Origin of the sequence: Halomarina pelagica (assembly GCF_024228315.1) — an archaeon.
Taxonomy (GTDB): domain Archaea; phylum Halobacteriota; class Halobacteria; order Halobacteriales; family Haloarculaceae; genus Halomarina; species Halomarina pelagica.
In genome coordinates this window covers 3,296,152-3,318,614 of the sequence record NZ_CP100454.1, presented here as the reverse complement: position 1 = coordinate 3,318,614, position 22,463 = coordinate 3,296,152, and the positions used below count along the sequence as shown (strand labels likewise).

At 65.3% G+C, this 22,463-nt stretch carries 25 protein-coding genes and 1 tRNA gene; 9 read left to right on the top strand and 17 right to left on the bottom strand.

Annotation, left to right across the window (positions count from 1 at the left end):
* The first annotated feature begins 28 nt into the window (after positions 1-28).
* Entirely contained in the window at positions 29-532 is a 504-nt protein-coding gene (locus NKI68_RS17370; protein ID WP_254544385.1) for an acyltransferase, read from the top strand.
* A gap of 19 nt (positions 533-551) precedes the next feature.
* Here the strand turns inward: NKI68_RS17370 and NKI68_RS17365 are convergent, their stop codons facing one another.
* From NKI68_RS17365 to NKI68_RS17350, 4 genes are all read right to left on the bottom strand, one after another.
* Positions 552-1,337 carry a mechanosensitive ion channel domain-containing protein gene (locus NKI68_RS17365; protein WP_254544384.1) on the bottom strand — a complete coding sequence of 262 codons (786 nt, stop codon included), beginning with the start codon at positions 1,335-1,337 and terminating at the stop codon, positions 552-554.
* A 1-nt stretch (position 1,338) separates the two neighbouring features.
* A complete protein-coding gene (dacZ, locus tag NKI68_RS17360; RefSeq protein WP_254544383.1) occupies positions 1,339-2,151 on the bottom strand; it encodes a diadenylate cyclase DacZ in 813 nt (270 codons plus the stop codon).
* A gap of 171 nt (positions 2,152-2,322) precedes the next feature.
* Entirely contained in the window at positions 2,323-2,676 is a 354-nt protein-coding gene (locus tag NKI68_RS17355) for a hypothetical protein (protein ID WP_254544382.1), read from the bottom strand.
* A 76-nt stretch (positions 2,677-2,752) separates the two neighbouring features.
* Positions 2,753-3,148, bottom strand: a complete 396-nt coding sequence (locus tag NKI68_RS17350; RefSeq protein ID WP_368410883.1) for a CBS domain-containing protein — start codon at positions 3,146-3,148, stop codon at positions 2,753-2,755.
* A gap of 187 nt (positions 3,149-3,335) precedes the next feature.
* Here NKI68_RS17350 and NKI68_RS17345 point away from each other — a divergent pair, with 187 nt between their 5' ends.
* On the top strand, positions 3,336-3,572 hold the full coding sequence (locus tag NKI68_RS17345; protein ID WP_254544380.1) for a hypothetical protein: 237 nt from the start codon (positions 3,336-3,338) through the stop codon (positions 3,570-3,572).
* A gap of 160 nt (positions 3,573-3,732) precedes the next feature.
* On the opposite strand, the gene NKI68_RS17340 is transcribed toward NKI68_RS17345, so the two are convergent.
* The 4 genes from NKI68_RS17340 to NKI68_RS17325 all read right to left on the bottom strand — a co-directional run bounded on the left by NKI68_RS17340 (position 3,733) and on the right by NKI68_RS17325 (position 9,557).
* Positions 3,733-4,284, bottom strand: coding sequence for a hypothetical protein (locus tag NKI68_RS17340; RefSeq protein WP_254544379.1), 552 nt, complete (start codon positions 4,282-4,284; stop codon positions 3,733-3,735).
* 538 nt (positions 4,285-4,822) lie between these two features.
* Positions 4,823-8,845, bottom strand: a complete 4,023-nt coding sequence (locus NKI68_RS17335; protein WP_254544378.1) for an Eco57I restriction-modification methylase domain-containing protein — start codon at positions 8,843-8,845, stop codon at positions 4,823-4,825.
* 72 nt (positions 8,846-8,917) lie between these two features.
* On the bottom strand, positions 8,918-9,241 hold the full coding sequence (locus NKI68_RS17330; RefSeq protein WP_254544377.1) for a hypothetical protein: 324 nt from the start codon (positions 9,239-9,241) through the stop codon (positions 8,918-8,920).
* Positions 9,242-9,473: 232 nt separating this feature from the next.
* Positions 9,474-9,557 (bottom strand) — tRNA-Leu (locus NKI68_RS17325).
* Positions 9,558-9,679: 122 nt separating this feature from the next.
* Between NKI68_RS17325 and NKI68_RS17320 the strand changes: the two genes are divergently transcribed.
* Positions 9,680-9,988, top strand: a complete 309-nt coding sequence (locus NKI68_RS17320) for a transcription initiation factor IIB family protein (RefSeq protein WP_254544376.1) — start codon at positions 9,680-9,682, stop codon at positions 9,986-9,988.
* A gap of 45 nt (positions 9,989-10,033) precedes the next feature.
* Here NKI68_RS17320 and NKI68_RS17315 read toward each other — a convergent pair whose 3' ends face one another.
* From NKI68_RS17315 to cyaB, 6 genes are all read right to left on the bottom strand, one after another.
* Entirely contained in the window at positions 10,034-10,534 is a 501-nt protein-coding gene (locus NKI68_RS17315) for a phosphopantetheine adenylyltransferase (protein ID WP_254544375.1), read from the bottom strand.
* A 64-nt stretch (positions 10,535-10,598) separates the two neighbouring features.
* The gene (locus tag NKI68_RS17310; RefSeq protein WP_254544374.1) at positions 10,599-11,093 is read right to left on the bottom strand and encodes a winged helix-turn-helix domain-containing protein; all 495 of its coding nucleotides are present in this window, start codon (positions 11,091-11,093) and stop codon (positions 10,599-10,601) included.
* Positions 11,094-11,141: 48 nt separating this feature from the next.
* Complete coding sequence (locus NKI68_RS17305) at positions 11,142-12,245, bottom strand: glutamate--cysteine ligase (RefSeq protein ID WP_254544373.1); 1,104 nt, start codon at positions 12,243-12,245, stop codon at positions 11,142-11,144.
* Positions 12,246-12,336: 91 nt separating this feature from the next.
* Positions 12,337-12,804, bottom strand: a complete 468-nt coding sequence (locus NKI68_RS17300) for a DUF5804 family protein (RefSeq protein ID WP_254544372.1) — start codon at positions 12,802-12,804, stop codon at positions 12,337-12,339.
* A 367-nt stretch (positions 12,805-13,171) separates the two neighbouring features.
* Positions 13,172-14,377, bottom strand: a complete 1,206-nt coding sequence (locus NKI68_RS17295; protein WP_254544371.1) for a methionine adenosyltransferase — start codon at positions 14,375-14,377, stop codon at positions 13,172-13,174.
* Between the two features lie 69 nt (positions 14,378-14,446).
* Positions 14,447-14,974 carry a class IV adenylate cyclase gene (cyaB, locus tag NKI68_RS17290; protein WP_254544370.1) on the bottom strand — a complete coding sequence of 176 codons (528 nt, stop codon included), beginning with the start codon at positions 14,972-14,974 and terminating at the stop codon, positions 14,447-14,449.
* Between the two features lie 117 nt (positions 14,975-15,091).
* Here cyaB and NKI68_RS17285 point away from each other — a divergent pair, with 117 nt between their 5' ends.
* Positions 15,092-16,114 (top strand): FKBP-type peptidyl-prolyl cis-trans isomerase, encoded by a 1,023-nt coding sequence (locus NKI68_RS17285; protein ID WP_254544369.1) that lies wholly within the window; start codon positions 15,092-15,094, stop codon positions 16,112-16,114.
* A gap of 162 nt (positions 16,115-16,276) precedes the next feature.
* Here NKI68_RS17285 and NKI68_RS17280 read toward each other — a convergent pair whose 3' ends face one another.
* The 3 genes from NKI68_RS17280 to NKI68_RS17270 form a co-directional block, all read right to left on the bottom strand.
* Positions 16,277-16,603, bottom strand: coding sequence for a DUF7344 domain-containing protein (locus tag NKI68_RS17280; protein WP_254544368.1), 327 nt, complete (start codon positions 16,601-16,603; stop codon positions 16,277-16,279).
* A 310-nt stretch (positions 16,604-16,913) separates the two neighbouring features.
* Complete coding sequence (locus tag NKI68_RS17275) at positions 16,914-17,540, bottom strand: RAD55 family ATPase (RefSeq protein ID WP_254544367.1); 627 nt, start codon at positions 17,538-17,540, stop codon at positions 16,914-16,916.
* Between the two features lie 19 nt (positions 17,541-17,559).
* Complete coding sequence (locus NKI68_RS17270) at positions 17,560-18,234, bottom strand: MinD/ParA family ATP-binding protein (RefSeq protein WP_254544366.1); 675 nt, start codon at positions 18,232-18,234, stop codon at positions 17,560-17,562.
* 82 nt (positions 18,235-18,316) lie between these two features.
* Here NKI68_RS17270 and pyrB point away from each other — a divergent pair, with 82 nt between their 5' ends.
* The 5 genes from pyrB to NKI68_RS17245 all read left to right on the top strand — a co-directional run bounded on the left by pyrB (position 18,317) and on the right by NKI68_RS17245 (position 22,463).
* Positions 18,317-19,222 carry an aspartate carbamoyltransferase gene (gene pyrB, locus NKI68_RS17265; protein ID WP_254544365.1) on the top strand — a complete coding sequence of 302 codons (906 nt, stop codon included), beginning with the start codon at positions 18,317-18,319 and terminating at the stop codon, positions 19,220-19,222.
* The gene (gene pyrI, locus NKI68_RS17260) at positions 19,219-19,671 is read left to right on the top strand and encodes an aspartate carbamoyltransferase regulatory subunit (RefSeq protein WP_254544364.1); all 453 of its coding nucleotides are present in this window, start codon (positions 19,219-19,221) and stop codon (positions 19,669-19,671) included. The genes pyrB and pyrI overlap by 4 nt, the downstream gene beginning before the upstream one ends.
* Before the next feature lie 235 nt (positions 19,672-19,906).
* Positions 19,907-20,734 carry a hypothetical protein gene (locus NKI68_RS17255; RefSeq protein WP_254544363.1) on the top strand — a complete coding sequence of 276 codons (828 nt, stop codon included), beginning with the start codon at positions 19,907-19,909 and terminating at the stop codon, positions 20,732-20,734.
* A gap of 122 nt (positions 20,735-20,856) precedes the next feature.
* A complete protein-coding gene (locus NKI68_RS17250) occupies positions 20,857-22,023 on the top strand; it encodes a thiolase C-terminal domain-containing protein (RefSeq protein WP_254544362.1) in 1,167 nt (388 codons plus the stop codon).
* Entirely contained in the window at positions 22,020-22,463 is a 444-nt protein-coding gene (locus NKI68_RS17245) for a Zn-ribbon domain-containing OB-fold protein (protein WP_254544361.1), read from the top strand. The genes NKI68_RS17250 and NKI68_RS17245 overlap by 4 nt, the downstream gene beginning before the upstream one ends.

Sequence of the window (22,463 nt, the reverse complement as noted above, 5' to 3'; positions counted from 1 at the left end):
TCATTACCCTCCCCGCCGAAGCGCGACCGTGACCGACGACGCGCGCCGTCACGACCGCCTGGATCGCATCCCGACGCCGGGGGCGCTCAACTCGCTGCGCCACTGGACCGACGCGAAGTCGCCGCTCCGGGTGACGTTCAACTACCTCCTCGTCCTGCTCGCGCGGATCGCCCCGAGCCTCCGCCTGCGGAGCTGGGCGCTCCGGCGGATGGGCGTCACCGTCGGCGAGGGGGTCTCGTGGGGGCTCGAGGCCACCCCGGACGTGTTCTGGCCCGAGCGCGTCACCCTCGAGGACCACTGCATCGTCGGCTACGACGCCGTCCTGCTCTGTCACGAGTTCCTGCAGGACGAGTACCGGCTGGGCGACGTCGTCGTCGGCGAGCGCGCCATGATCGGCGCGAAGGCGGTCGTCCTCCCGGGCGTGACGATCGGTGCGGGCGCGCAGGTGGGAGCCAACTCGCTGGTCGTCGAGGACGTGCCGCCGGGCGAGACGGTCGTCGGCGTGCCGGCGGAACCGGTCGACCGGGACTGACTACCGACTCGGGGGTCGCTCACTGACGAACCCGGACGATGCCGGACTTGAAGACGAGGTGGTTGGGGACGATGAACTCCTCGTCGTCGCTCTCGACGTGCGTGACGAAGACGTCGACCTCCTGGACGATGCCCCGGTGGCCGTCGACCTCGACCGTGTCGCCGATGCCGTACGGCTGGGTGAGGAGGAGGAAGACGCCCGCCGAGGCGGCGGCGAGCACGTCCCGAAGCGCGAGCCCGCCGAAGACGATGACCGCGAAGAAGTAGCCGCCGAGCAGGACCAGCAGCGCCCCCGCGGGGAGTCCCAGCGTCGAGAGCGCGACGACGACGGCGAGGTAGATGACGCTGTACTTGACGACCAGCGGGAGGACGTTCACCTCGGTGAGCTTCACGCCCTTGAACCGTTCCTGGATGGCGAGTTCGAGTTTGTCGCCGATGACGAGACCGACGATGAGCACGAGGACGGCGGCGAACACCTGAGGAAGGTACCCCAGAAACGCCATCAGCGAGAGGCGCGTCTCGAGGAAGCCCTCGAGTTCGAGCGCCGCGCCGATGGTCGCGAGGTAGATGAACAGGGTGAGGAGCGTGGCGACCAGCCCGACCGTCGAGGTGCCGAGGCGCTGTGCCGCCCGCTCGAACGCCGTCCCCTCGACGGCCGACGGGACGCCGACCGCGACCAGGAGCCGTTGCGTGAGCCGTCCGACGAGGAAGCCGAGGACGAGTCCGAACACGAGGACGGCGATCGCGACGAGCGACGTGGAGACGATCTCCACGACGTCCTGGGCGAACGATCGGACCTGCGTCATCTCAGTACTCCTCCGGGTCCAGTTCGAGTATCAACTCGCCGCCGCTGAACGCGCGCACGAGCCCGTCGCTCTCCGAGAGGGCGATGGCGATGGCGTTCGTGTCGCGGGTGATCGCCCCGGCGGCCATGTGCCGCGCCCCGAGTCCCTTCGGGATGTCCACGCCCTCCGCGGAGGGTTCGAGGTAGCGGTACGCGGAGACGATCTTCCCCGAGTCGCTGATGATGAACGCGCCGTCGAGCCGGGAGAACTCCTTCAGCATCACGTTCACGATGGGGTCGCCGACGTGGACGTGTGACTTCTCGAAGGGGTTGTACGACAGCGACCGCGACTTGTTCATCACCTTCCCGGCGTCGCCGACGACGAACAGCGCCCCCACCTGCTTGCCCTTCTGGCCCTTCTTGCCGAGTTCGATCGCCACCTCGAGCACGTCGCGGATGACCGACGGTTCGGCCCGCGAGCTGACGAACAGGTCGTACACCCCGGAGTAGGTGAACTCGCCGGCGCGAACGCGCGTCACGGTGTCGATGCTGTCGTCGAAGAGCTTCGTCGCGCAGGCGACGTGATCCCCCTCAGTGACGTATCCCTTGTCCAGTCCCCCTTCGAGACCGAACCGAATCCGCTCGGTCAACTCGTTGAACTCGAGGGGGAGTTCGACGAACGCCTCCGCGTCGACGGTGTTCTCGAGCGCGACGACGACGAGCGGCGTCTCCTCGTACTCGGCGAAGCGCTCGTGCGTAGAGGCGCTCGGTGAGAACAGAAATACGACGTCGACATCCTCAACGATGTCGTCCAGCAGGTCACCCAGCGCGGACATATACTCCTATGTCTAGGGAGTACGTCAAAAACCTTTGCGAACGTCGTTCGGACGGCGGACGTGCGTCTGACGGACGTGTTCCGTCTCGCCTCTCGCGTGCCTGAACGTTCAAAAAAAACCGGACGCTTCTCGCCGCGGCTCGTAGCTCCGGCATGCGCGCGACGCCGGTTATCAGCTCCGCCCGCTCGATTCGCCGCTCTCTACGTCCACGCGGCGAACGTCGTTCCCGTCGCCGCCGTCGCCACCGCCCAGGAACTTCGTCCGGAGGTCGTCGGTGAACGACTGCACCTGATCGCGGAGCGTCTTGACCTCCTCCTCGAACCGCTCGACGGTCCGTTCGACATAGTAGACGCGCGTCGCGGGGATCCGGCGGACGACGTCGCGGCCCTCGTCGTCCTCGCCGGTCTTCACGATCCAGTGGTCCTGGAAGTACGCGACGTGCTCGTTCTGGACCGTCCGCTCGACGGTCCCCTCGTCCGGATCCTCGTACGCGATCGTCGCCTGTCCGAGTTCCTTCTCGACCATGCGTCACTGAAAGGTACTCGACCCGGGTAGGTCCTGGGGTTGCACAGGCGCGCCCGTCGCGGATCAGGGGGGAGGATTACTCGTCTACGGACGCGGCGAGGCGCTCCTTGATGTCGGTCGAGGAGACGATCCCCACGTAGTCCCCATCGCTGTCGCGGACCGGGAGGTGGTTGAAGCCGTACGTGGTCAGCATCGCGACGACCTCACCCAACCGCAACTCCGCGGTGACCGACTCGACCGGGGTCGTCATCACGTCGGCGACGCGGCACTGGTCGGGGTCGCGTCCGTCGGCGATCGCGTCCCGCAGGTCGGTGCTCGTGAAGATCCCCGCGTCGACCCCCGGGACGAGGAGCGCGCTGATGTCGTGATCGCGCATCACTTCCGCCGCTTCCCTGATAGTCGCGTCCGAGGGGATCGTCTCCACCGGCGCAGTCATCACCGCTTCCACGCGCGTTTCGGTAAGAACACTCATACTCCATTCACTCTCGGCCGGCGGCTTGTCTCTTGTCCTCGGAGTGCCGCTCTGCGATAGAGAGCCGCCGTGCTCGGGGGACCTCTCCCCCGGACCCCACGGCCCCGATGGGAGAAACTGAACGTTATCGTGATTGAGCGTCGAATAACGCCACAAGGCATATACTATCCCGCCGAGTTCACCCGGTATGTCACTCTCGTTGGCGGCAGCACCGACGCACGGACGATTCGTTCAGGTCGCGCTGTTCGCCTTCTTCCTGCTCCTGTGCGTCGCCGCGAGCGTCGCCGTGGCGCTGTCCTTCCGTCTGGAGGGCGTGTCCGTCGTCTTCGTCCTCCTCGCGGTCGGCGTCGTCCTCGGTCGCGCGTTCCTCCCGCTCTTTCGACGGGTCTACCTCGGGGAGAGCAACCGAAAGTGGAGCCGATGACGATCGAGGCTGCGGGTCGGGGAGGGCGGCGGCCCCGTGTGCGGAATAATCCGTCCGAAGCGTCGACCGGCTTCGAGAGAGCCGGTACTCGCTCCGGTAACGCGACGAACTCGCCGTCGGAGTCCACGACCGGCCCGCGAGGTGACACCCGAGTGCCCGCCTACGCACGCTCCGTCACGTCTATCGTGCCGTTCGCCGTCACCGGCTTTCGATCGGCCGAGACGTCCCTCGGCCGCGCCTCGACGCTGTACCGGTACGTCCCCGGCGGCGCGGTCGACTCGACGAAGACGGGGAGTTCGGCGGTCACCCGGTCTCGCGGTTCGTCCCACCGCCAGTAGGGCGGGTACGACTCCATCGTGCCGTCGGGCCGGGGGCGAACGGACGCGTCGTCGATCCCGAGGCCCATCTCGACGGGAGAGGCGTGCGAGGGCGGGAGCGACTCGGCGAACGTCTCCGGGGGGAACACCTGTACGGTGCTCGCGTGCCGGACGAGAACCGCGGCGGTCCCCGACTCCCCCTGCCGGAGGACGACGTCCTCGACGCACGCGGTCACCGACCCGTCGTCCGGGCAGTCCTCGTGAAACTCGGCCGACGCGGTCGCTCCGCCGCGTCGATCGTCTCCGCGTCCGTGCCGGCCCAGACAGCCGGCGACGCCGACCGCACCGACCAGGGCGCACCGACGGAGCGCGGCGCGACGGGAGTAGGAGGACACGTCGGTGGAATACCACCGTTTCGGGCATAGCCTTTCTGTGCGACCGTCGTCGGAAAACCGCCGTACATCCGCCGGGTTCGAACGTCGGCGAGTGAGCGGTTCGAAGAACCCGAGCGAAGCCGTTCACCGAGCGCCTGCGGCGCTCGGGCCAAGGAGCGACCGTAGGGAGCGACGCTGTGCTTTTGGTCGAGCTTTTACGGAGCGGGCGGAGCCCGCTCGTAGTAAAAGGTCGTAGTGCGTGGGACCGGATTTGGACTACGAGGCTCCTCCGGGATAGCGTCCTAAGCACAGACTCTCCAGAGGCGCGTCTAAGACCCTGTTTCGTGTCCGTTACAATCTTCTTGGAACCTTTATTTAAGTAATACATACTCGGTAGTATTTAAAGACTAACGGGACAGTGTTAGCGACTGTTGCCATAGAATAGACAATCAATCACCATTTCCCCTGTCTCAATTTCGGGCATCGCGTCATGCCGTGAACCATCTTGAGTTAGAAAGCCGCCCGGTATCAGAAACCCGAGGAGGACCGTGATTCCGTATCAGTTGTCGGCCAGCGCTTCCTCCACGACCTCGATCTCATCGTCAGTCAATCCGTAGAGTTCGTACACGATTTCGTCAATCAGCTTGTCCGTTTTCTCGATTTTCTCGTCGAGTTTCTCGGCGCGTTCGACGGCGTGCAGGTAGTGAGCGAGGTCGTCGGCAACGTCATCGGGGTCCGGGAGTGTGAGAGCCTTCAACCGGTCAATGAGCGAGTTCGTCTTGGTCGCCTTTTTTCGGAAGCCCGCAAATCCGCCGCCCTCCTCAGACGCCACGGGCACAAACGCCTCAACGAGGTCAGCCTCAGTCTCAGAGAGACTGGTCAGCCGGAACGTCGGTTTCCACTCCGTTTCGACGAAGTCCTCGTCCTCGTCGGGGCGGTATCGTGCCGTCGCCTCCACCAGCACGGTGTCATCGTCCTCGCGGACCACACGCACGTCCCCGATGCGGATGCGCAGGTGGTCATCGTTGTCTTCCGCGGTTTCGTGGAGGATGGAATCCGACTCGGCCACGGGCTGATAGAATCCATTATCTGGTAGTCGCTCACCGCTGTCAAAGTTGCCGAGGTAATCGAGGAGGTTGAGGTTGAGTCTTTCTCGCTCCTCAATTAGCTCTTCTATTTTTTCTACTTTACTCGTTAATTCGTCTGTAGTGAATCCTTCTGGGACGGGGAACTCTTTCGCGTCTTGGATGAGTATCTTTTGGAAGGTATCCTTGTTCTCGTCCAAGTATCGTTTCCGATGGTAGAACGTTAGAAGACGGGAATTCAGCAGTCCGACGATATTCTTTGCTTTCTGTTTGTCTCCGTCCTTCGGAAGGAGAACGAATCCAACCTGCGTATGAAACATCGTCTCATCGGCGAAAGTTGCATTAATGCCATATTTTCCACCTGTTGAAACGATCTGCCGGACAATACATCTCGGTTCGGTGAAGAACCTCTTTTCACGCTCAGAACCGAGCCAATCGCCGTATTCAATCCACTCGCCGCCTTCCCACGATAGTCGATATCGTCCGATTCCAGACCCGCTTGTGAGTTTGTGGTGATTCCCTGTCTCTTTCTCATCTGCGTGAAAGACACGATTTTCAATCTGCTCTTTGGTGTGTCCTTGATGCTTATCGTACGGAGTGAGTCCGAGAGAGGTTTCGAATAAATCTCCGATCCGGAATTGTGACTCCTCCAACATATTTAGAACTTTTCGATCTTCATTCGAAGTAAATATATCGAAAATTAAACCGTCCCTGTTCCAGTAGGACGGATTGACATCTTTTACTTCAGCATGAGAGTCCGGAATCTGACTAACCGTTGACTCTCGATCGTATATGATCGCAGTCAAACTGTCGTCCTGAATCTCTTGGTTTTCCATCTTCGTGGACACAATAATGGCGGTTTCCATCGTAACGTTACTAAATACTCTATCTGGAAGACGGACAAGCCGTTCAATCTCGTAATTGTCAATAAAATGCATGCGTAGTGGTCGATACGAACTCTGTGTCATGTAGGAATTGGGAGTTATATACCCGAATTTCCCATTTACTCGAATCAAATTTGTAGCTCGCTCACAGAAAGCTGAGTAGATATTTACTCTGTTAAAACTGGTTTCGAACAGGTCAAAGAGTACGTCGGGATTTTCAAGCCCCTTAATATCAACCCACGGCGGATTCCCGATCACGGCGTCGAACCCTTCGTCGTTCCGTCGCTCGCCGTTTTTATCGTAGAACACGCTCGGGAACTCCAGTTCCCAATGGAAGAAAGCTTCTTCGTCGGCTATCGCCTGCGCCGAGCGATACCAATCCTCGTCCTCAACAGTTTCCCAATCGTCGTTCTTAAGTGCTTTTGCTATCGTTTCGTAAGCTCCGCTAGGGACATCAAGTCCAAACTGTTCTGCAGTATGGACATTTATCATATGGAGGAGGTGTTGGTACTGCGGGTCATCGCGGATCTCCCCGTAGACCCGCTCCATCTCCTTAATGTCGTCAAGAGTCTCGTTGTCAATGGAAATCAAGTCCTGCATCAGCTCCATCACGTGTTTGAGGGCCTGCTGACGGGCCTGATCCATGTAATCAAAAAGCTCTGTCTGGCCCGCTTTCTCGTCGTCATCGCCGAGGATGTCTACGACATCACTCCCTACGAGCGAGTTACCATGCATCAGGTGATGGTCAAGGAACGCCAGTGGACGGTCAGCGGCCAGCGTCTCCAACCACATCGATAGCTTCGCCAGTTCAACGGCCATTCCGTTCAAATCGACGCCATAGATGCATTCCTTGGCAATTTCACGCCGGATATGCTGTTCGTCGAACGCCACCCCGAACTCGGTTTCGGCCTCGCGGACCTCCGCCATTACCTGCTCGGAGAGGTAGCCTGTTGTCTTCGTCAGGAAGTGACCACTTCCCATCGCGGGGTCAAGAATTCGTAGGTCAGTCACGCGTCGGAAGAACGGACCGATATATTCCTGCGTGCCCGGCTCAAAGCCTTGGTCAATGAGATCCTCGCGTATCTCCTCAATCAGCGGCCCGACCGTCTCCTCGACGATATACGTCACTACGTAATCCGGTGTGTAGTAGGCACCCGTAGCCTTACGCTCGCCCTCGTCGTTTACGACGTACAGGCCGCCCTCAGGAACCGTCTCGACGGCCTCGGCAACACTGACCTCAGTGGCTGGCTTCCAGACTTGACCACCGTCCTCTGCGACCGCCGCATACTGCTCGGGCGCGATTCGGAACTGGTGTTCGAGGAGGCCTTCGTAAACGCTGCCGAGGTGGCGGGTATCGAGGTCGGCGTAGTCGGCGAGAACAAAGCGCCCCTCGTCGTTCGGCGTCGTTGAGAGTCGGTAGATGACCTCCGCGAGATAGCGGTTGCTCACCTCATGTTCGGACAGAAAGGCGTGTTCTTCCGGGTTGAATAGGCCACCATTGTACGGCGGAATACCCAACGACTCTTCCCCCTCGTCAATGAGTCGGAATAGGTCTTGAAGCCGGCTCCACATCCCCGTCGAGTACTCACTGAACTCGTCTTCAAAGCCCTCGTCGACTTCTCCGATTGCGTCGTGAATCTGCTGTCGGAGGGTATCGAGACTGAAATTCTGCTCGTATTCGTCTTTCGCCTTCTGACCTTCGGGGTGGATTAGTCCTCGTGCTTCGGCGTAGAGCAAGAACATCAACCGGTACAGCAACACCAACGACTGATCTTTGAGTTCGTTGAGGGTGTCCTCGTCGTCAGGGTCAATATCGAAGTCGTTCGTCTCGACGAATCCTCGTCCGAGAACTCGCAACGCCGTGAAGACGTTGTCTTGGAGGTCTTCACCAAGTTCCTGCGCTGCCGTCTCACTTTCGGCCCATACCGTATCGAGGAATGTCGTGCCAGCGGAGTCGCGGAAGGCAGCCGGTCGGAAGAAGACGTAGAAGTACTTGAACGCATCAAGACCACCTTGTTCGAGGAGTTCCGGCAGGTCAACTTCGTAGTAGGTCTGCGTCTCGTAATCCTTGGTCCCGTACAGACGCCACTTACGTCCGTTCGTCAGGACGCCCCATTGGATGTTCTCAGACGTGCGCTCCAGATAGTGCTTAATTTGATGCGAAGCGTTCCGGTACGGTCGCTGTTCACTGAATCGTTGCGTGAAGTCGGCGTCCCACCGCTTCGCCTCGACGATGCTGATACCGCCCTCGAATAGGTCCGTTGTGCTTTCGGTCTTCAGATAGACTTCAGCGGTATCGCGTCGAGTGACATCGTCCTCGAAGAGTAGCACGTCAACGAACCCACCACCACCGGGAAGCGTTGTCTCGACTTGCGTGCCGAACCCGAGGATATCCAGTACTTCGTCAATCCAGTTGTCGATAAGCGGGTCTTCCTTGTATCCCTCGACCAGACTCCCTTCAAGGTCGTAGAGCGACTGGAGTTTTTCCAGCGCTTCCTCGGCTTCGGTATCGCAGTCCCACTCGTCTCGCTCCGATACCCGCTCGTCCAAATAGTGACCCGAGAAGAGATTCGAATTGACGTAAGGCCGGTCAGAGAGAGTTGCCTGGCTCATTAGTGATTGACAAAGATGCTCACCTGAGATTACAAATATGTGACGGAAAGATAGGGGCCGAAGCAGACCGAATCAGCGAGTTCCGTGATAGGCTATAGCCCCGCCGAGTAGCGCAGGCACGACCCTGATGACCACCTTGATACCCCCGAAATGGTAGGGACTCGTTCGGTACGAGCCACTGCGCTTCTCGTGAAGCGTCAGTGAGACTTCTTCTGGTGAGGCATCGTTTGGGAGTGTCTGAATAACTGCATTCTCACACTGGTACTGTTTCTGTTGCGCCCACTCCTCGGCTAACCGCTGCTCGTCCACGCCGACGAGTATCACGAGCGTACCGATGATGATAATGACCACGCCCACAGTGACGAGCGGAACGCCGAGTATCCGAGAGCGGGTCATCGCTCCGTGCTTACCTCCGCCGTGTCTGCTGGAGTCTTGAATCCGTCGTGGAAGCACGGCCAGCACGGGAGTTTGTCAGAAAAACCGCAAGGCGACACTGCGGTAGGTATGAGTGGGACCGGATTTGAACCGGAGTCGGACGGTCGGCCTCGCTCCGCTCGACCGCTGCGACCGACAGGATTCAGAATCCGCTCCGTTCGATTTTCGTCCTCGCTGTCGCTCGGACAGAAAATGCGTGGGACCGGATTTGAACCGGCGGACCCCTACGGGACAGCGTCCTAAGCGCTGCGCCGTTTCCTGGCTTGGCTACCCACGCTCGTTTCCACGTACCTCGATGCCCACAATGAACCTGTCGCTCTCTCACCGCCGGCAGAGACGCCGACGGATCAAGGTCCGTCGAACCAAAGCGCTATGCGCGTCGGGCGTCCACCGTGTACCATGTTCCGCGCGCGCGACCAGGTCGAGAACGAGCAGTGGTTGGCGGCCCTCGACCGGATCGGGGACCGCCTCGACCTCGGTGGCCCGGCCCGTTCGCGCGCGGCCGACCTCTTCCTCTCGACGCTGCCCGAGTCCGAGCGCTCGAAGCAGGCCACGCTCGCGGCGAGCGTCTACGTCGGCGCGCTCATCGAGGGCGATCGACGCTCCCAGGGCGACGTCGCCGACGCGGCCGAGGTCTCGCGGCTCACGATCCAGAAGCGGTGGAAGGAGTTGATCGAGGAGGCGGGGCTGCGCCGGCCGAACTGGTGACGCGCCGGTGGGTTCGACCCGCTGGACGGGTGGCGGCGAACGGCGTCAGCGCTGCTCCCGCGCGGGAGGCCGTCCCGAGGCGTCGGGCGTGAGGTCGCCGTGTTCGTCGATCTCGCCGCGGACGATGCGCGTCGAGGAGATACGCTCGCCGTCCTCCGCGGGGACGTGTTCGACGACGACGATCTCGAGCGGATCGTACCCCTTCTCCTCGCGGATCTCGTTGACGAGTCGGCCGCCCTCGGTCGTCTCCGGCGAGACGATGAGGTAGTCGAAGTCGGGTTCCTCCGTCGCGATCCCCGTCGGTTCCTCGAGCGTTCGGATCTCGTACTCGCGGTCGTAGCGGTCGGCGTACGGTGCGAGTTCGCGTTCGAGGTCGCGCCGTCGCTCCTCGTACGGGCGGACGTACCGCTCCTCGTTTCGCGTCTTCGGCGCGAGGTCGTCGCTGGTCAGACCGACGGTGACGTCGCCGAGTTCGAACGCCCGCTCGAACAGCGCTCGATGGCCGTCGTGCACCGGATCGAACGTCCCCCCGAGCGCGACATTCATACGACTCACGTGGGCCGCGCGCGGCTTATGCCTTCGGCTATCGATTCGCGATCGATCGGGTCGATCAATCGTCGTCAGCGGCTCCTTCGGCGGGGCGTTCGACGGAGATCTGCACCGGCTGGGCGTCGCTCGTCCGATCGGCGAGCACGTCGTCCAGGTTGAACACCGTGTTCAGTTCGTCCTGTACGTCCCCAACGACGTCGGCCACGAGGTCGCTCGGCGAGATAGCGACGTACTCGTAGGGGTTGTTTCCCGCCCCGGCGGACTTCCGCTTTCGCCGCGTCACGGTGCCGTCGTCGGTCAGTTCGGCGAGGGCTTCCCGGACCGTGCTGGGGTACAGGCCGGTCCCCTCGGCGATCTCATCGCTCGTCGAGTCGGGATGCTGGCGGAGGTAGATGTAGATGCGCGCCCGCGTCTCGGTGTCGAGGACCCAGGTGAGCAGTTCGACGAGTCCGTCGTCGAGTTGTTCCACCGCTCCCTCCGCACCCCCCTCGATCCGTCCGCGGACGCTTCCCCCGTGAATCCCCGGTGTATCGTCGTTCTCGTTATCTGTCGCCATAGATTGATTGTATCCGATGCCAGGGAATTGATCGACAAAAATCCTCCCCTAGAGGAGCAGCGACTCGCAGAGCGCGTCGAGGCCGCCCTCCTCCCGCAGGCGGCGCTGTCGATCGGCACCGCTCTCTCCCGCATACACGTCCCGGATCCCCGAGGTCCCGAGTCGCTCGCACTCGCGGTCGACGACCTCGCCGAGGTCGCACGTCGACTCGCACGCGCGGTCGATGAACGAGGCCTCGTGGCCCCAGCGCATCGCCCGCCACTTGTTCTCGTCGAGCGTCTCACGTCGGTGGCGCGTCCCGTCGCCGCGGTGGCGCGCCTCCGCCCACGGGTCGCGACTGTCCTCGTACCGCTCTCCGAGGTCGGTCACGAGCGCGTGGACGTACTCGACGAACGCGAACACGCGTTCGGGGTCGGCCTGACCGTCGGGCGTCCGCACCTCGACGGTGCCGTGGGCGGAGTGCGGGCGAACGTCGTACCAGAGTTCCCCGCGGTCCCGGATGGAGTTCGTCTCGATCATCAGCCGTTCGAGCCGGAGGAACTCCTCGAAGGACCCGAAGGCGGTGGGCATGCCCGTGTTCGGCAGCCCCTCGAAGATCTTCGCCCGGGCCGAGGCGAGGCCGGTGTCGTAGCCGTCCCAGAACGGCGAGTTCGCCGACAGCGCGAGCAGAACCGGGAGGTGCCAGCGGATCTCGTTGGCGATCCAGGTCGCCTTGTCCGCGTCGTCGACGCCGACGTGGACGTGCAGGCCCGCGGTCGTGTTTCGGTGCTGCGGGTACTGGATGCGGTCGAGCTGGGCGCGGTAGCGCGGCTTCTCGGCGTGTTCGAGTTCGCGCCACTTCGCGGCGGGGTGCAACCCGGCGGCCGCGATGCGATAGCCGTGGGCCGCCGCGTGCTCGACCAGCGCCTCGCGGACCTCGACGAGCGCGTCCCGGGCGTCGGCGAGCGACTCGATCGTCGGCGTCTGCGTCTCGATCACGAACTTGAACAGCTCGTGGTCGAGTCGCCCCTCCAGTATCGCGGGCGGCTCCGTCCCGTAGACGAGTTCGTCCGTCCCGGAGGTGGGGCGACCCCGCTCGTCGACGACGAAGAACTCCTCTTCGATGCCGAGCGTCCCCGTCCGGTCGAACGCGTCGGCGGACCCCAGTTCCATACCAGCACTGTCCGTCCCGCCGAGTAAACACTTGCCCTCTGGCCCTAGCCGTCGAGAAGCGGCCGGACGGCCGTCGGGGGCGGGCCGACCCTCACCCGCCGAACTCGTCCTCGGTGACGCGCACGAGCATCGTCTCCTCGACCTCCCGCAGGTCGTACTCGGGTAGCTGTCGCCCGGTCCGGGCGACGTACATCGGCTCGACCGGCCGCGTCGAGCCCTCGTCGGCGGTTTCGAGGCCGTAGACCTTGAGGTAGCGGTCCGACGCCTCGGGGGCGACGCTCCCCTCGCGGATCGCCTCGGCGAGGTTCCGGGAGAGCCACTCCGTCTCGCTGACCGAGGGTTCGAGCACGAGCGCCGCCTCCGCGAACCGGACGAGGTACCAGTCGAGGTCGTTGAGCAGCGAGACGGCGCTCCCGAGGCTGATGGTCTCGACGGCGAGGCTGTTCTCGAACGGCCGGTCCAGCCGGTAGGTCGACAGCGCCTCGCGCGAGGTCTCCCGGGAGAGCAGCTCGTAGCGGAGGTCGCAGTCGTCCGCCCCGAGGAGACAGACCGTGGTCATGGGCGTACTCGACGCAGGCGCGGGAAATCGGTTTCGTTACGCGGCGTGGCGGGATGCGAGATGCGGCGCGTCCCGGTCAAAGATACTGTACGCTCGCAGTTCCGCACCCGCGAGCCGCGATACGCCACCTGAAGAGACGGCGCGAAACTCGTCGGAGTGGATCGCCGAGACCGAAGCGTCCGCGAGCGACCGCAGGGAGCGAGCGGTTCACGCGCCGAGCGGAGCGAGGCGGCCTTTTTGGTCCTTCCAGAACCGCCGGCGGTTCTGGAAGCCTGTTGGACGCAAAGCGTCCAACAATGCAGATTTTTGGTGGGATTCGAGGCGCTCGCGGAGCGAGCGCCGAGGACCCCCTGCAAAAAGGTGGTTCCTAGAAGGTGGCGAGTTCGCCGGCGATCACGCGCTCGGTGATCGAGGTAACGTTCGCGAGTTCGCGGTCGACGACGGCCTCGACGTCGGCCTGGATGTCAGCGACCTCGACGCCAGCCTCGGTGACGAGCGCGGCGTCCGCGACGTGCGGGTCGTCGATGGGCTGGCCGATCTGGGAGAGCAGGCGGATGCGGATCTCGCGGATGCCGTCGACCTCCGCGACGACGGCGCGGGCGATCTGCGTCGAGAGGAGGTTGTAGATCTTCCCGATGTGGTTGACGGGGTTCTTGCCGCTCGTGGCCTCCATGCTCATCGAGCGATTGGGCGTGATGAGGCCGTTGGCGCGGTTGCCCCGTCCCACCGAGCCGTCGTCGCCCTGCTCGGCGGAGGTGCCGGTCGTCGTGAGGTAGATCGCGCCCTCCTCGTAGCTGTCGGCGGTGTTGACGTGGACCTCGACCTCGCGGTCCGTGTAGTCCGTGGCGAGGTCGAGGACGAACTCCCGGACGCCGGCGACCGCGTCGCGATAGTCGTCAAGTCCGTCGACGTAGGCGTCGATCATCGCGGCGGCGACGGTCACGTCGATGCGGTCGCCCTCGCGCTTGCCCATCACCTTGATGTCCTGGCCGAGTTCGGGGTGGTCGCTCGCGTACTCGGCGTTCAGCCGGCGTTCGGCGTTGAGGACGATCTCCTCGGTCTCGGTGAGGGGGGCGTGTCCGACGCCGAAGCTCGTGTCGTTGGCCATCGGAACGGCGCGCCCCTCGTCGCCGAAGACCTCCTGGAGGTCGCCCGATCCCTCCCCGAGTTCCACGTCTACGACGATGTCCGTCCCGAACTCGAGTTCGGGGAAGTGCGACGAGAGGTACTCGCGGGCCGCGCGCAGCGCGGTCGTCTCGGTGGGTATCTTCGTCCCCCGGTACTCCTTCGTGGCGCGGCCGACGATGAGCAGGTAGATCGGCTCGATGGTCTCGCCGCCGCCGAAGGCCGGCGCGGCCGATCCGGCGACGAGCTGGGTCTCGTCGGTGTTGTAGTGGAGGACCGTCCCGACGCGGTCGAGGTACTCGCGGGCGAGCGCCTGCGAGACGTGCTCGGCGATCCCGTCGCAGATAGAGTCGGGGTGGCCGAGGCCCTTTCGCTCGACGATCTCCACCGCCTGATCCTCGACGGCGAGGCCCGCCATCGGCTCGACGCGGATGTTTCGCTGGCTCATTAGCCGCCATTCACCGTCCCCGGTCGTATAACTTACGGAAACCTTGAACTCCTCAAATATGCTCTACAGTTATTCCAAGAGGAGTTCGAGGTACGACGCCCGGATCTGGTCGTCGGGATCGAGGTCGAGATCGCGACAGAGGTCGAAGGCCCCCTCGCGGGCGGCGTCGATCTCGGCGCTCTCGCGTTCGACCTCGACGAACTCGCCGAGTCCCTCCACCGCGTCGAGGACGACGGTGTACCCGTCAAGGGCGTACACCTCTCGGCGCTTCTCGACGGTGGCGACCGGGTCGAATCCCAGGCGGTCGAGGACGCGGGCCATCGCGTCGACGTCCTCGACGCCCGTCTCCACCTCCTCGCGGGTCTTCGAGGCGTCGTCCACGAGCGGCCCCTTGTAGGTGACCCGCGCGTCCGTCTCCCCGTCGCGCCGGACGCGACGGATCCGGAGGGCCTCGTCGGTCTCGGAGAAGGATCGGTGGGGAGCGTCGTAGTAGGTGTCGCGCTGCTCGACGGTCGCCTCGTGGGCGGCACCGAGTTCGTCGAGCCGACGGCGGACGCGCTCGTGGTCCGCCGGGAGTTTGACCTCGACCTCGTACATACGCTGGGAGGGGCCCGAGACGGTAAAAAACGACCTGAACTCACGGCCGTGGTACGCCGACTCACTCGCCTCTTCGAAACGTGGTTATTAAGGGTGCTTCGGGAGGACGTGTTCGGTATGAGTGACGAACCCGACGAGGAGGTCGCCGAGCGGGAGGAGACCGAACAGGAAGCGGTCGACGAGCAGGAGACGGACGCCGAGCAGGAGGAAGTCGAAGAGGAGGAGGCCGAGACCGAGGGCGTCCAGGACGGCGACTTCGTCCGGCTCGCCTACACCGCTCGCACCGTCGAGGGGGACCAGCTCGTCGACACGACCGACGAGGAGGTCGCCGAGGAGGAGGGGATCGACACCGAACAGCGTGAGTTCGAACCGCGCGTCGTCGTCCTCGGTGCTGGCCACATCTTCGAGGCCGTCGAGGAGGACGTCGTCGGCAAGGAGGTCGGCGACTCCGGCTCCGTGACGGTCCCGGCCGCCGAGGCCTTCGGCGAGTACGACCAGGAGAACGTGCGCACGGTCAGCGCCGAGAAGATCCCGGAGGACGACCGCTACCCCGGCGCGCAGGTGAACGTCGACGGACAGCAGGGCTACCTCGAGACGATCATCGGCGGCCGCGCGCGCGTCGACTTCAACCACCCGCTCGCGGGCGAGGACATCGAGTACGACTACGAGGTCGTCGGCGTCGTCGAGGACAAACTCGAACGCGCGAAGGGGCTGTTCGACATGTACCTCGACGCCGACCTGGAGATGGACATCCGGACCGACGAGGTCGAGGAGGAACAGCTGGTCGAGCCCGACGAGGACGAAGAGAGCGAGGAGGACGAGGAGGCCGAACCCGAGTTCGAGACCGTGACGGTCGAGAAGGAGACGCTCTACGTCGAGGCGAGCCCGCAGCTCTCGTTCAACCAGCAGTGGATGTTCCAGAAGCAGCAGATCGCCCAGCAGATCATGGACCAGGTCGACCTCGACCGCGTGATCATTCAGGAGACGATCGACAACGCGGCCGCCGGGATGGGCGGACTCGGGGGCATGATGGGCGGCATGGGCGGTGCCGGCGGTGCCGGCGGTGCCGACCTCGAGGCGGCGCTGGAGGAGGCCGACGTGGACGCCGACGACATCGTCGACGAACTGGACGAGGAGTAACAGTACCCCCGCCCGGACGGGGGTCGAACCGACGCGGGGCGACGCGCTCCGTCCCCACGACGTTCTAGCTGTTCCGAGAACGGAAGGGAGTAGCGGGGAGTGAGGAGAGCGAGGAGGCGGAGACGGCGGGGGCGGCGAAACGGCGAGGGCGAAGGGTCGGCCCTACGCGGAACTCCCCTCTTGCGGTATGCGAACTGTACTGTCTTCTAGGGCCACCTCCAGGTCGTCCGGACGGCGGCGTCGGACCGTGTCGGCGTCGCGGTCGTACTCGATGGCCCCCGCGTCGTCGAGTCGCGGGAGGTGAACGCGCGTGAGCGTCACCTCGACGGACTCCGGGTCCACCGGTACCGGTCCCATCACCAGTTCCCGGGCGATCACCTGACTGGTGAGGTCGGCGACCGAGACCGACTCGCGCGGACAGTCCTCGAGGTACGAGAGCACGTACCGCCGCCGGTGGTTTGCCAGTATCCCACTCGTGACATCGTCCATGTGTAATCGTCTTCACCACTGGCTCGCAGCGTTATATCACTGTGAGTACGTTCCGCACGGTCCCGCGGAGTTTCGGACCGTTTCACCCCGGCTCCGCACCACGGTTTTCTCGTTGGGAGGTGCCTGAATGAGTATCACGTATCGCTAACCTTTCCGGGGAAACGCGCCGGGGACGGGGGCCGAAACGGCCCTCCATCCACCGACGGAGCGGGGTAAGGGACGCGTAACGCTCTCGCTACGGTGACACACGCCCGCCTCGAACAGCCACTGTCGCTGACAATCGGCAGTGAGCGCAGATGATATGTCCGACCTACGCGATGTCCCGGCTCGTGTCGATGGTGACCCCCTCCGCGAGTTCGAGCTTCACCACGTCCGGGAGCGCACGGCCGCCGCGGAACTTGGGGACGGTGAGGCGGTTCTCGACGGCGTCGTTCCCGACGCGCGTTTCGAGGTCGAAGACGATGTCCGCCACGTGTCTGGTCGTGTCTCGACCCGTCGGGACGGCCACCCCGTCGAGGCAGTAGAGTACCGCTACTCCGCCCGTGTTCTGGATGTGGTTCTGGAGTCCGTTCAGGAAGTTTCGATAGCGGTCCTGGTCGTGCCGTTCGAGGACGTCCGCCGGGTCGACGATGAGGTTGGAGGTCTCCGGGAGCGCGCTCACGAGCTTCGCCGCGTTGTCGAGGGGCGCGTCGCCGGTGACGTGCCTGACGGTGGGCGTGCCCGCCCGCGTCGGTGAGTTCCGGAAGCTATCCGCGACGGCGGCCTCCGTGCGCGCGAGCGTGACGTAGAGCGTCCCCCGGGTCGCGGTGAGTTCGTGGAGGAACAACTCCGCCTGGCTCGCGGGGGGCGCACAGAGCGCGACCAGACTCCCGGCGGGGATGCCGCCGCCGAGCTTCCGGTCGAGCACGTCGACGCCCGTCTGGAGCCTCTCGACCATCTCACTTCACGGGATTTCATTAGTCCGTGTATGTATAGCTATTTTGGTTAGTGTTCAATGAAATAAAACGTTCGGCGAGCCCCGCGTACGCCGCACGTACGCCGCGGTTCGATCGGGGCGACGTCGCCGGGGGGATGCGGGCGCGAATCGGACAGGTGAGCAGCCGGGACGCCGTCTCCGGGACGCCGTCGCACCGGGTGACCGCCGCGCCGACGACGGGCGTGCCGAGCGCCTCGGCCATCGCGACGGTCTTCGCCGCGTCGCGGAGGCTGGCGGGCGTCGGCGTCGAGACGACGAGCGCGCGCTCCGCGCATCGAAGCGGGAGCGCCGCGTCGCGACCCGCGCCCGCCGGGCAGTCGACGAGCACCGGCGCGTCCGCCTCGAGCATCGCCGAGAGTGCGCGACGGAGGGTCGCCGCCGAGCAGCGGCGGGTCGAGACGACGGTAACGCGCGGGTTCGAGGGGAGCGGCCGACCGGCCTCGCCGGGGGACCGCCCCTCGGCGATCGCGGCGACGTCCCCCCTCGGCGCTTCGCGCGTCCCGTCTTCGAGTCCGGCCGCTCGAGCGAGGTCCGGCATCTCCCTGTCTGCGTCCACGGCCACGGCTCGCCCCTCGATCCGCGCGAGCGCCTCCGCGAGACAGAGCGTCGTCGTCGTCTTCCCGACCCCGCCCTTGCCGCCTGCGACCGCCAGCATACCGTCGCTGGGTCCGTCCTCCTACGTAAACCCACGGTGCGGTTCGGGAGATTCAAGCCCCTCGGTGTCCGGCTTGCAACTGATGCGGCACGACCACCTGATCAGCGCGAAACAGCTCTCGCGGGACGACATCGAGGCCGTGCTCGACCGTGCCGCGACCATCGCGGACGACCCCCCGGATCACGGCGACGCGATCCTCGCGCTCCTGTTCTTCGAGCCGAGCACGCGGACGAAGATGAGCTTCGACGCCGCGATGAAGCGCCTCGGCGGAACCACCGTCGACATGGGGCCCGTCGAGACCTCCTCGGTGAAGAAGGGCGAGACGCTCGCCGACACGGTGCGCGTCGTCGAGGGGTACGCCGACGCGATCGTCCTCCGGCACCCGAGCGAGGGGGCGGCGAAGATGGCGAGCGAGTTCGTCGACGTCCCGCTCATCAACGCGGGCGACGGGGCCGGACAGCACCCCTCCCAGACGCTGCTCGACCTCTATACGATCCGCGAGAACGCGGGGCTGGACGACCTCACCATCGGGATCATGGGCGACCTGAAGTACGGCCGGACGGTCCACTCGCTCGCGTCGGCCCTCACGAACTTCGACGCCCGCCAGCACTTCGTCAGCCCCGAGAGCCTCCGGTTGCCGCGGTCGGTGCGCTACGACCTCCACGAGGCGGGCGCGCAGGTCCGCGAACACACCGACCTGGAGGAGGTGCTCTCGGAACTGGACGTGCTCTACGTGACGCGCATCCAGCGCGAGCGCTTCCCCGACGAGAACGAGTACCGCGCCGTCGCGGGGCAGTACCGGATCGACGAGGGGACGCTCGCGGCCGCCCGCGAGGACCTCGTCGTGATGCACCCGCTTCCGCGCGTGGACGAGATCTCGGCCGACGTCGACGACACGACTCGCGCGAAGTACTTCGAGCAGGCGCACAACGGCGTCCCCGTCCGCATGGCGCTGCTCGACGCGATGATCGGGGGTGAGGACCGATGAGCGACGACACGCTCCGCGTCTCCAAGATCCGCGACGGCACCGTCATCGACCACGTCCCCGGCGGGCAGGCACTCAAGGTGCTCGCCATCCTCGGCATCGACGGTTCCGCCGGCGAGACGGTCAGCGTCGGGATGAACGTCCCGAGCGACAAGCTCGGCCGGAAGGACATCGTGAAGGTCGAGGGCCGCGAACTCAGCCAGGCGGAGGTGGACGTCATCTCGCTCATCGCGCCCGCCGCCTCGATCAACATCGTCCGCGACTACGAGGTGGTCGAGAAGAACCGCGTCGTCCGTCCCGACCGCGTGGAGGGCGTGCTCGCCTGCCCGAACCCCAACTGCATCACGACGGGAGACGAGCCGGTAGCGTCCGCCTTCGAAGTCCTCGACGCCGGCGTTCGGTGTGCCTACTGCGACACGATCATCCGACGGGACATCGCCGACCACATCTGAACCGTTCAGTCGACGAGGGGGAAAGATTATGATCCGTCGCGGCGATCGATCGGTCGATGTCCAAGAAAGTACTCGCACTCGTCGCACTGGTCACTATCGCCGTCGCGTTCTACGTGAAGCGATAGCCGAACGACCCGAACAGACGACCGGACCGAATCCTTCGGACACGTCCCTCCCCGGGGCGCGGTCCCCGCCGAACGAACCACTTAGGCGTGCCCCCGCGCAAGCGGAGGGCATGTACGGCGTCGTCACGCGCAACCCGCCCGAACTGGAGTGGGAGGAGTTCGACCGGCGGTTCTACGAGGCCAAGGACGTCTCCGGGCGCGCCTCCGACCCCGTCCCCGGGGCGGTGAACATGGTCTCCTGCTTCGCGGACAACGCCGCGACGCGGGCCGAACCCGACCTCCTGCCGGTGAACGACGAGGGACAGCCCGCCACGCGCGAGCGCCAGTTCTTCGACTGGTCCTACGTCTGTCCCACGCACGATACGTACCGCGAGGGGTTGTTGGAAACGATCGAGGACTGCGCGGCGGTCTCGCCGGACGTTCGCCTCGACGACGTGGGCTTTCCCCGCCCGGAGTACTGCTACTGCGATCGGTGTCGGCGGCGGTTCGAGGAGAGCGACTTCGAGGATCGCTTCGAGTGGCGCGCGCACGTCATCGAGGAGTTCGTCGCCGAGGCGCGCGAGCGCGTGCCCGGTCGCCTCCACCTCACGCTCTACCCCGACCCGTACCCCGGGCACCTCCGGGAGCGCGCGGGGCTCGACCCCGCCGCGCTGGACGACTACGTGGACGAGTTCGTCGTCCCGATCTACGACATGGCCTACTCGACGACCTACTGGCTCGAGGTGATCGCCTCGGGCTTCGTCGACGAGCTGGTGACGCCGTTCTCGATCGAGCTGTACGCCGTCAACGTCGACGTCGATCGCCTCATCAAGGCGAGCGAGGTGGCGGACGCCTACTCGAAGGACGTGCTGTTCGGCTACGACGCCGCGAACGCCCGCGCCGCCCTCCGGCGGATGGACGCCGACGCGCGCCCGGGAGAGACGTTCGGTCCGGAGTAGCGGCCGATCCGTCCCGAGTAGGGGACGATTTACCCGGTCGGGGCGGGAGACGGTCACGCGAACCGGACGAACCGGTGCGGCGAGGGCGAAACGATTTAGCGGTGCTCGTGCAGTGTGCACGCATGCCAGACCCACGGATCGTCGCGGTCGGCTGTTCGCCGATCGGTCGCACCGACCTGCCCGGCCGGGACCTCTTCTCGGTCGCGCTGGCGGAGGCGTTCGAGGGGCTCCCCGACCCCGCGGAGGTGGTGGAGGCCCTCTACGTCGGCAACCAGTCGGAGGCGTACGAGCACCAGATCATGTACGGGACGCTCCTCGCGGAGTGGGCGGGGCTGCGGAACGTCCCCGCCGAGCGCGTCGAGGGCTGTGCCGCCGCCGGGGCGCTCGCGCTCCGCCACGCGGTCGAGGACGTGCGTCGGGGGACCCACGAGGCCGTCCTCGCCTGCGGCGTCGAGAAGATGACCGCGGGCGGGACGGCCGGCGCGACCGACGCCCTCTCCGCGGCGTTCGACCGCGCGCTCGAACAGCGCTCGGGGATCACCGCGCCCAGCCAGTACGCGCTGCTCGCACAGCGGTACCTCCACGAGCATGACGCGACCGAGGCGGACCTCGCGCGCATCGCCGTGAAGAACCACCGGAACGCGGCTCGGAACCCGCGCGCGCAGTTCCGCCGCGAGATCGACCTCGACGCCGTCCTCGAGTCGAACTACATCGCGCCGCCGCTGAAGCTGTTCGACTGCGCGCCCGTCTCCGACGGGGCGGCCGTCGCGCTCGTGACCACGCCGGAACTCGCGGACGACCTCGTCCAGCGCGACGAGCAAGTACGGGTGGCGGGCGTCGGCGCGGCCGCGAACAACATCGGCGTCGCAGCGCGGGACCTGACGTTCGTCGAGGGGGCGAACGTCGCCGCCGAGCGGGCCTACGGGGAGGCGGGCGTCGGACCCGAGGACGTCGACCTCGCGGAGGTCCACGACGCGTTCACCGTCTGCGAGGCGCTCCTCTCGGAGGCGGTCGGGTTCGCCCCGCGCGGGCTGGGCTACGAGAGCGCGCTCGACCCGGCCGAGCGCTCCGACGGCTGGACCGACGTGCGCCTCAGCACGAGCGGCGGGCTGAAGGCGCGCGGCCACCCCATCGGCGCGACGGGGATCGCCCAGGCCGTCGAGGCGTACGAACAGCTCACCGGCCGGGCCGGCGAGCGACAGGTCGAGGACGCCCGGACGGCGCTCCTGGTCAACGAGGGCGGCGTCGCCGACGCCGTGACCGTCTCGCACGTGGTGACCGCGACATGACCGGACCGCTCGCGCCAGACGACCTCGACGCCGACAGCCCGTTCACCCTGCCGGGGTTCTTCGCGGCGCTCTCCGAGGGACGGCTCCTCGGCGCGACCTGCGGGGACTGCGGGGCGGCGCTCGTCCCCCCACGCCCAGCCTGCTACGCCTGCGGGAATCGGGCGGTGGACGTCGAGGAACAGCCGCGTTCGGGAACGGTCGTCTCCCACACCGAGGTCCGGACGCCGCCGCCGGCGTTCGCCGACCTCGCGCCGTACACCGTCGCGATCGTCGAACTCGACTCCGGCGCTCGCCTCACCGGCCGGGTGGACGCGCCGTACGACGCGGTCGAGATCGGCGCGCGGGTCGAACTCGTCGTCCGGGAGCCCACCGACGCGGAGCGGTCGGCGGCGCTCTCCTACGAGAGCGACTGGCCGATTCACGCCTTCGAGCTGGTCTGA

Coding starts and splice junctions, on each gene's coding strand:
- NKI68_RS17365 (WP_254544384.1), bottom strand. CDS start 1,337: ATGACGCAGGTCCGATCGTTCGCCCAGGACGTCGTGGAGATCGTCTCC.
- dacZ (WP_254544383.1), bottom strand. CDS start 2,151: ATGTCCGCGCTGGGTGACCTGCTGGACGACATCGTTGAGGATGTCGAC.
- NKI68_RS17355 (WP_254544382.1), bottom strand. CDS start 2,676: ATGGTCGAGAAGGAACTCGGACAGGCGACGATCGCGTACGAGGATCCG.
- NKI68_RS17350 (WP_368410883.1), bottom strand. CDS start 3,148: ATGAGTGTTCTTACCGAAACGCGCGTGGAAGCGGTGATGACTGCGCCG.
- NKI68_RS17345 (WP_254544380.1), top strand. CDS start 3,336: ATGTCACTCTCGTTGGCGGCAGCACCGACGCACGGACGATTCGTTCAG.
- NKI68_RS17335 (WP_254544378.1), bottom strand. CDS start 8,845: ATGAGCCAGGCAACTCTCTCTGACCGGCCTTACGTCAATTCGAATCTC.
- NKI68_RS17330 (WP_254544377.1), bottom strand. CDS start 9,241: ATGACCCGCTCTCGGATACTCGGCGTTCCGCTCGTCACTGTGGGCGTG.
- NKI68_RS17320 (WP_254544376.1), top strand. CDS start 9,680: ATGTTCCGCGCGCGCGACCAGGTCGAGAACGAGCAGTGGTTGGCGGCC.
- NKI68_RS17315 (WP_254544375.1), bottom strand. CDS start 10,534: ATGAATGTCGCGCTCGGGGGGACGTTCGATCCGGTGCACGACGGCCAT.
- NKI68_RS17310 (WP_254544374.1), bottom strand. CDS start 11,093: ATGGCGACAGATAACGAGAACGACGATACACCGGGGATTCACGGGGGA.
- NKI68_RS17305 (WP_254544373.1), bottom strand. CDS start 12,245: ATGGAACTGGGGTCCGCCGACGCGTTCGACCGGACGGGGACGCTCGGC.
- NKI68_RS17300 (WP_254544372.1), bottom strand. CDS start 12,804: ATGACCACGGTCTGTCTCCTCGGGGCGGACGACTGCGACCTCCGCTAC.
- NKI68_RS17295 (WP_254544371.1), bottom strand. CDS start 14,377: ATGAGCCAGCGAAACATCCGCGTCGAGCCGATGGCGGGCCTCGCCGTC.
- cyaB (WP_254544370.1), bottom strand. CDS start 14,974: ATGTACGAGGTCGAGGTCAAACTCCCGGCGGACCACGAGCGCGTCCGC.
- NKI68_RS17285 (WP_254544369.1), top strand. CDS start 15,092: ATGAGTGACGAACCCGACGAGGAGGTCGCCGAGCGGGAGGAGACCGAA.
- NKI68_RS17280 (WP_254544368.1), bottom strand. CDS start 16,603: ATGGACGATGTCACGAGTGGGATACTGGCAAACCACCGGCGGCGGTAC.
- NKI68_RS17275 (WP_254544367.1), bottom strand. CDS start 17,540: ATGGTCGAGAGGCTCCAGACGGGCGTCGACGTGCTCGACCGGAAGCTC.
- NKI68_RS17270 (WP_254544366.1), bottom strand. CDS start 18,234: ATGCTGGCGGTCGCAGGCGGCAAGGGCGGGGTCGGGAAGACGACGACG.
- pyrB (WP_254544365.1), top strand. CDS start 18,317: ATGCGGCACGACCACCTGATCAGCGCGAAACAGCTCTCGCGGGACGAC.
- pyrI (WP_254544364.1), top strand. CDS start 19,219: ATGAGCGACGACACGCTCCGCGTCTCCAAGATCCGCGACGGCACCGTC.
- NKI68_RS17255 (WP_254544363.1), top strand. CDS start 19,907: ATGTACGGCGTCGTCACGCGCAACCCGCCCGAACTGGAGTGGGAGGAG.
- NKI68_RS17250 (WP_254544362.1), top strand. CDS start 20,857: ATGCCAGACCCACGGATCGTCGCGGTCGGCTGTTCGCCGATCGGTCGC.
- NKI68_RS17245 (WP_254544361.1), top strand. CDS start 22,020: ATGACCGGACCGCTCGCGCCAGACGACCTCGACGCCGACAGCCCGTTC.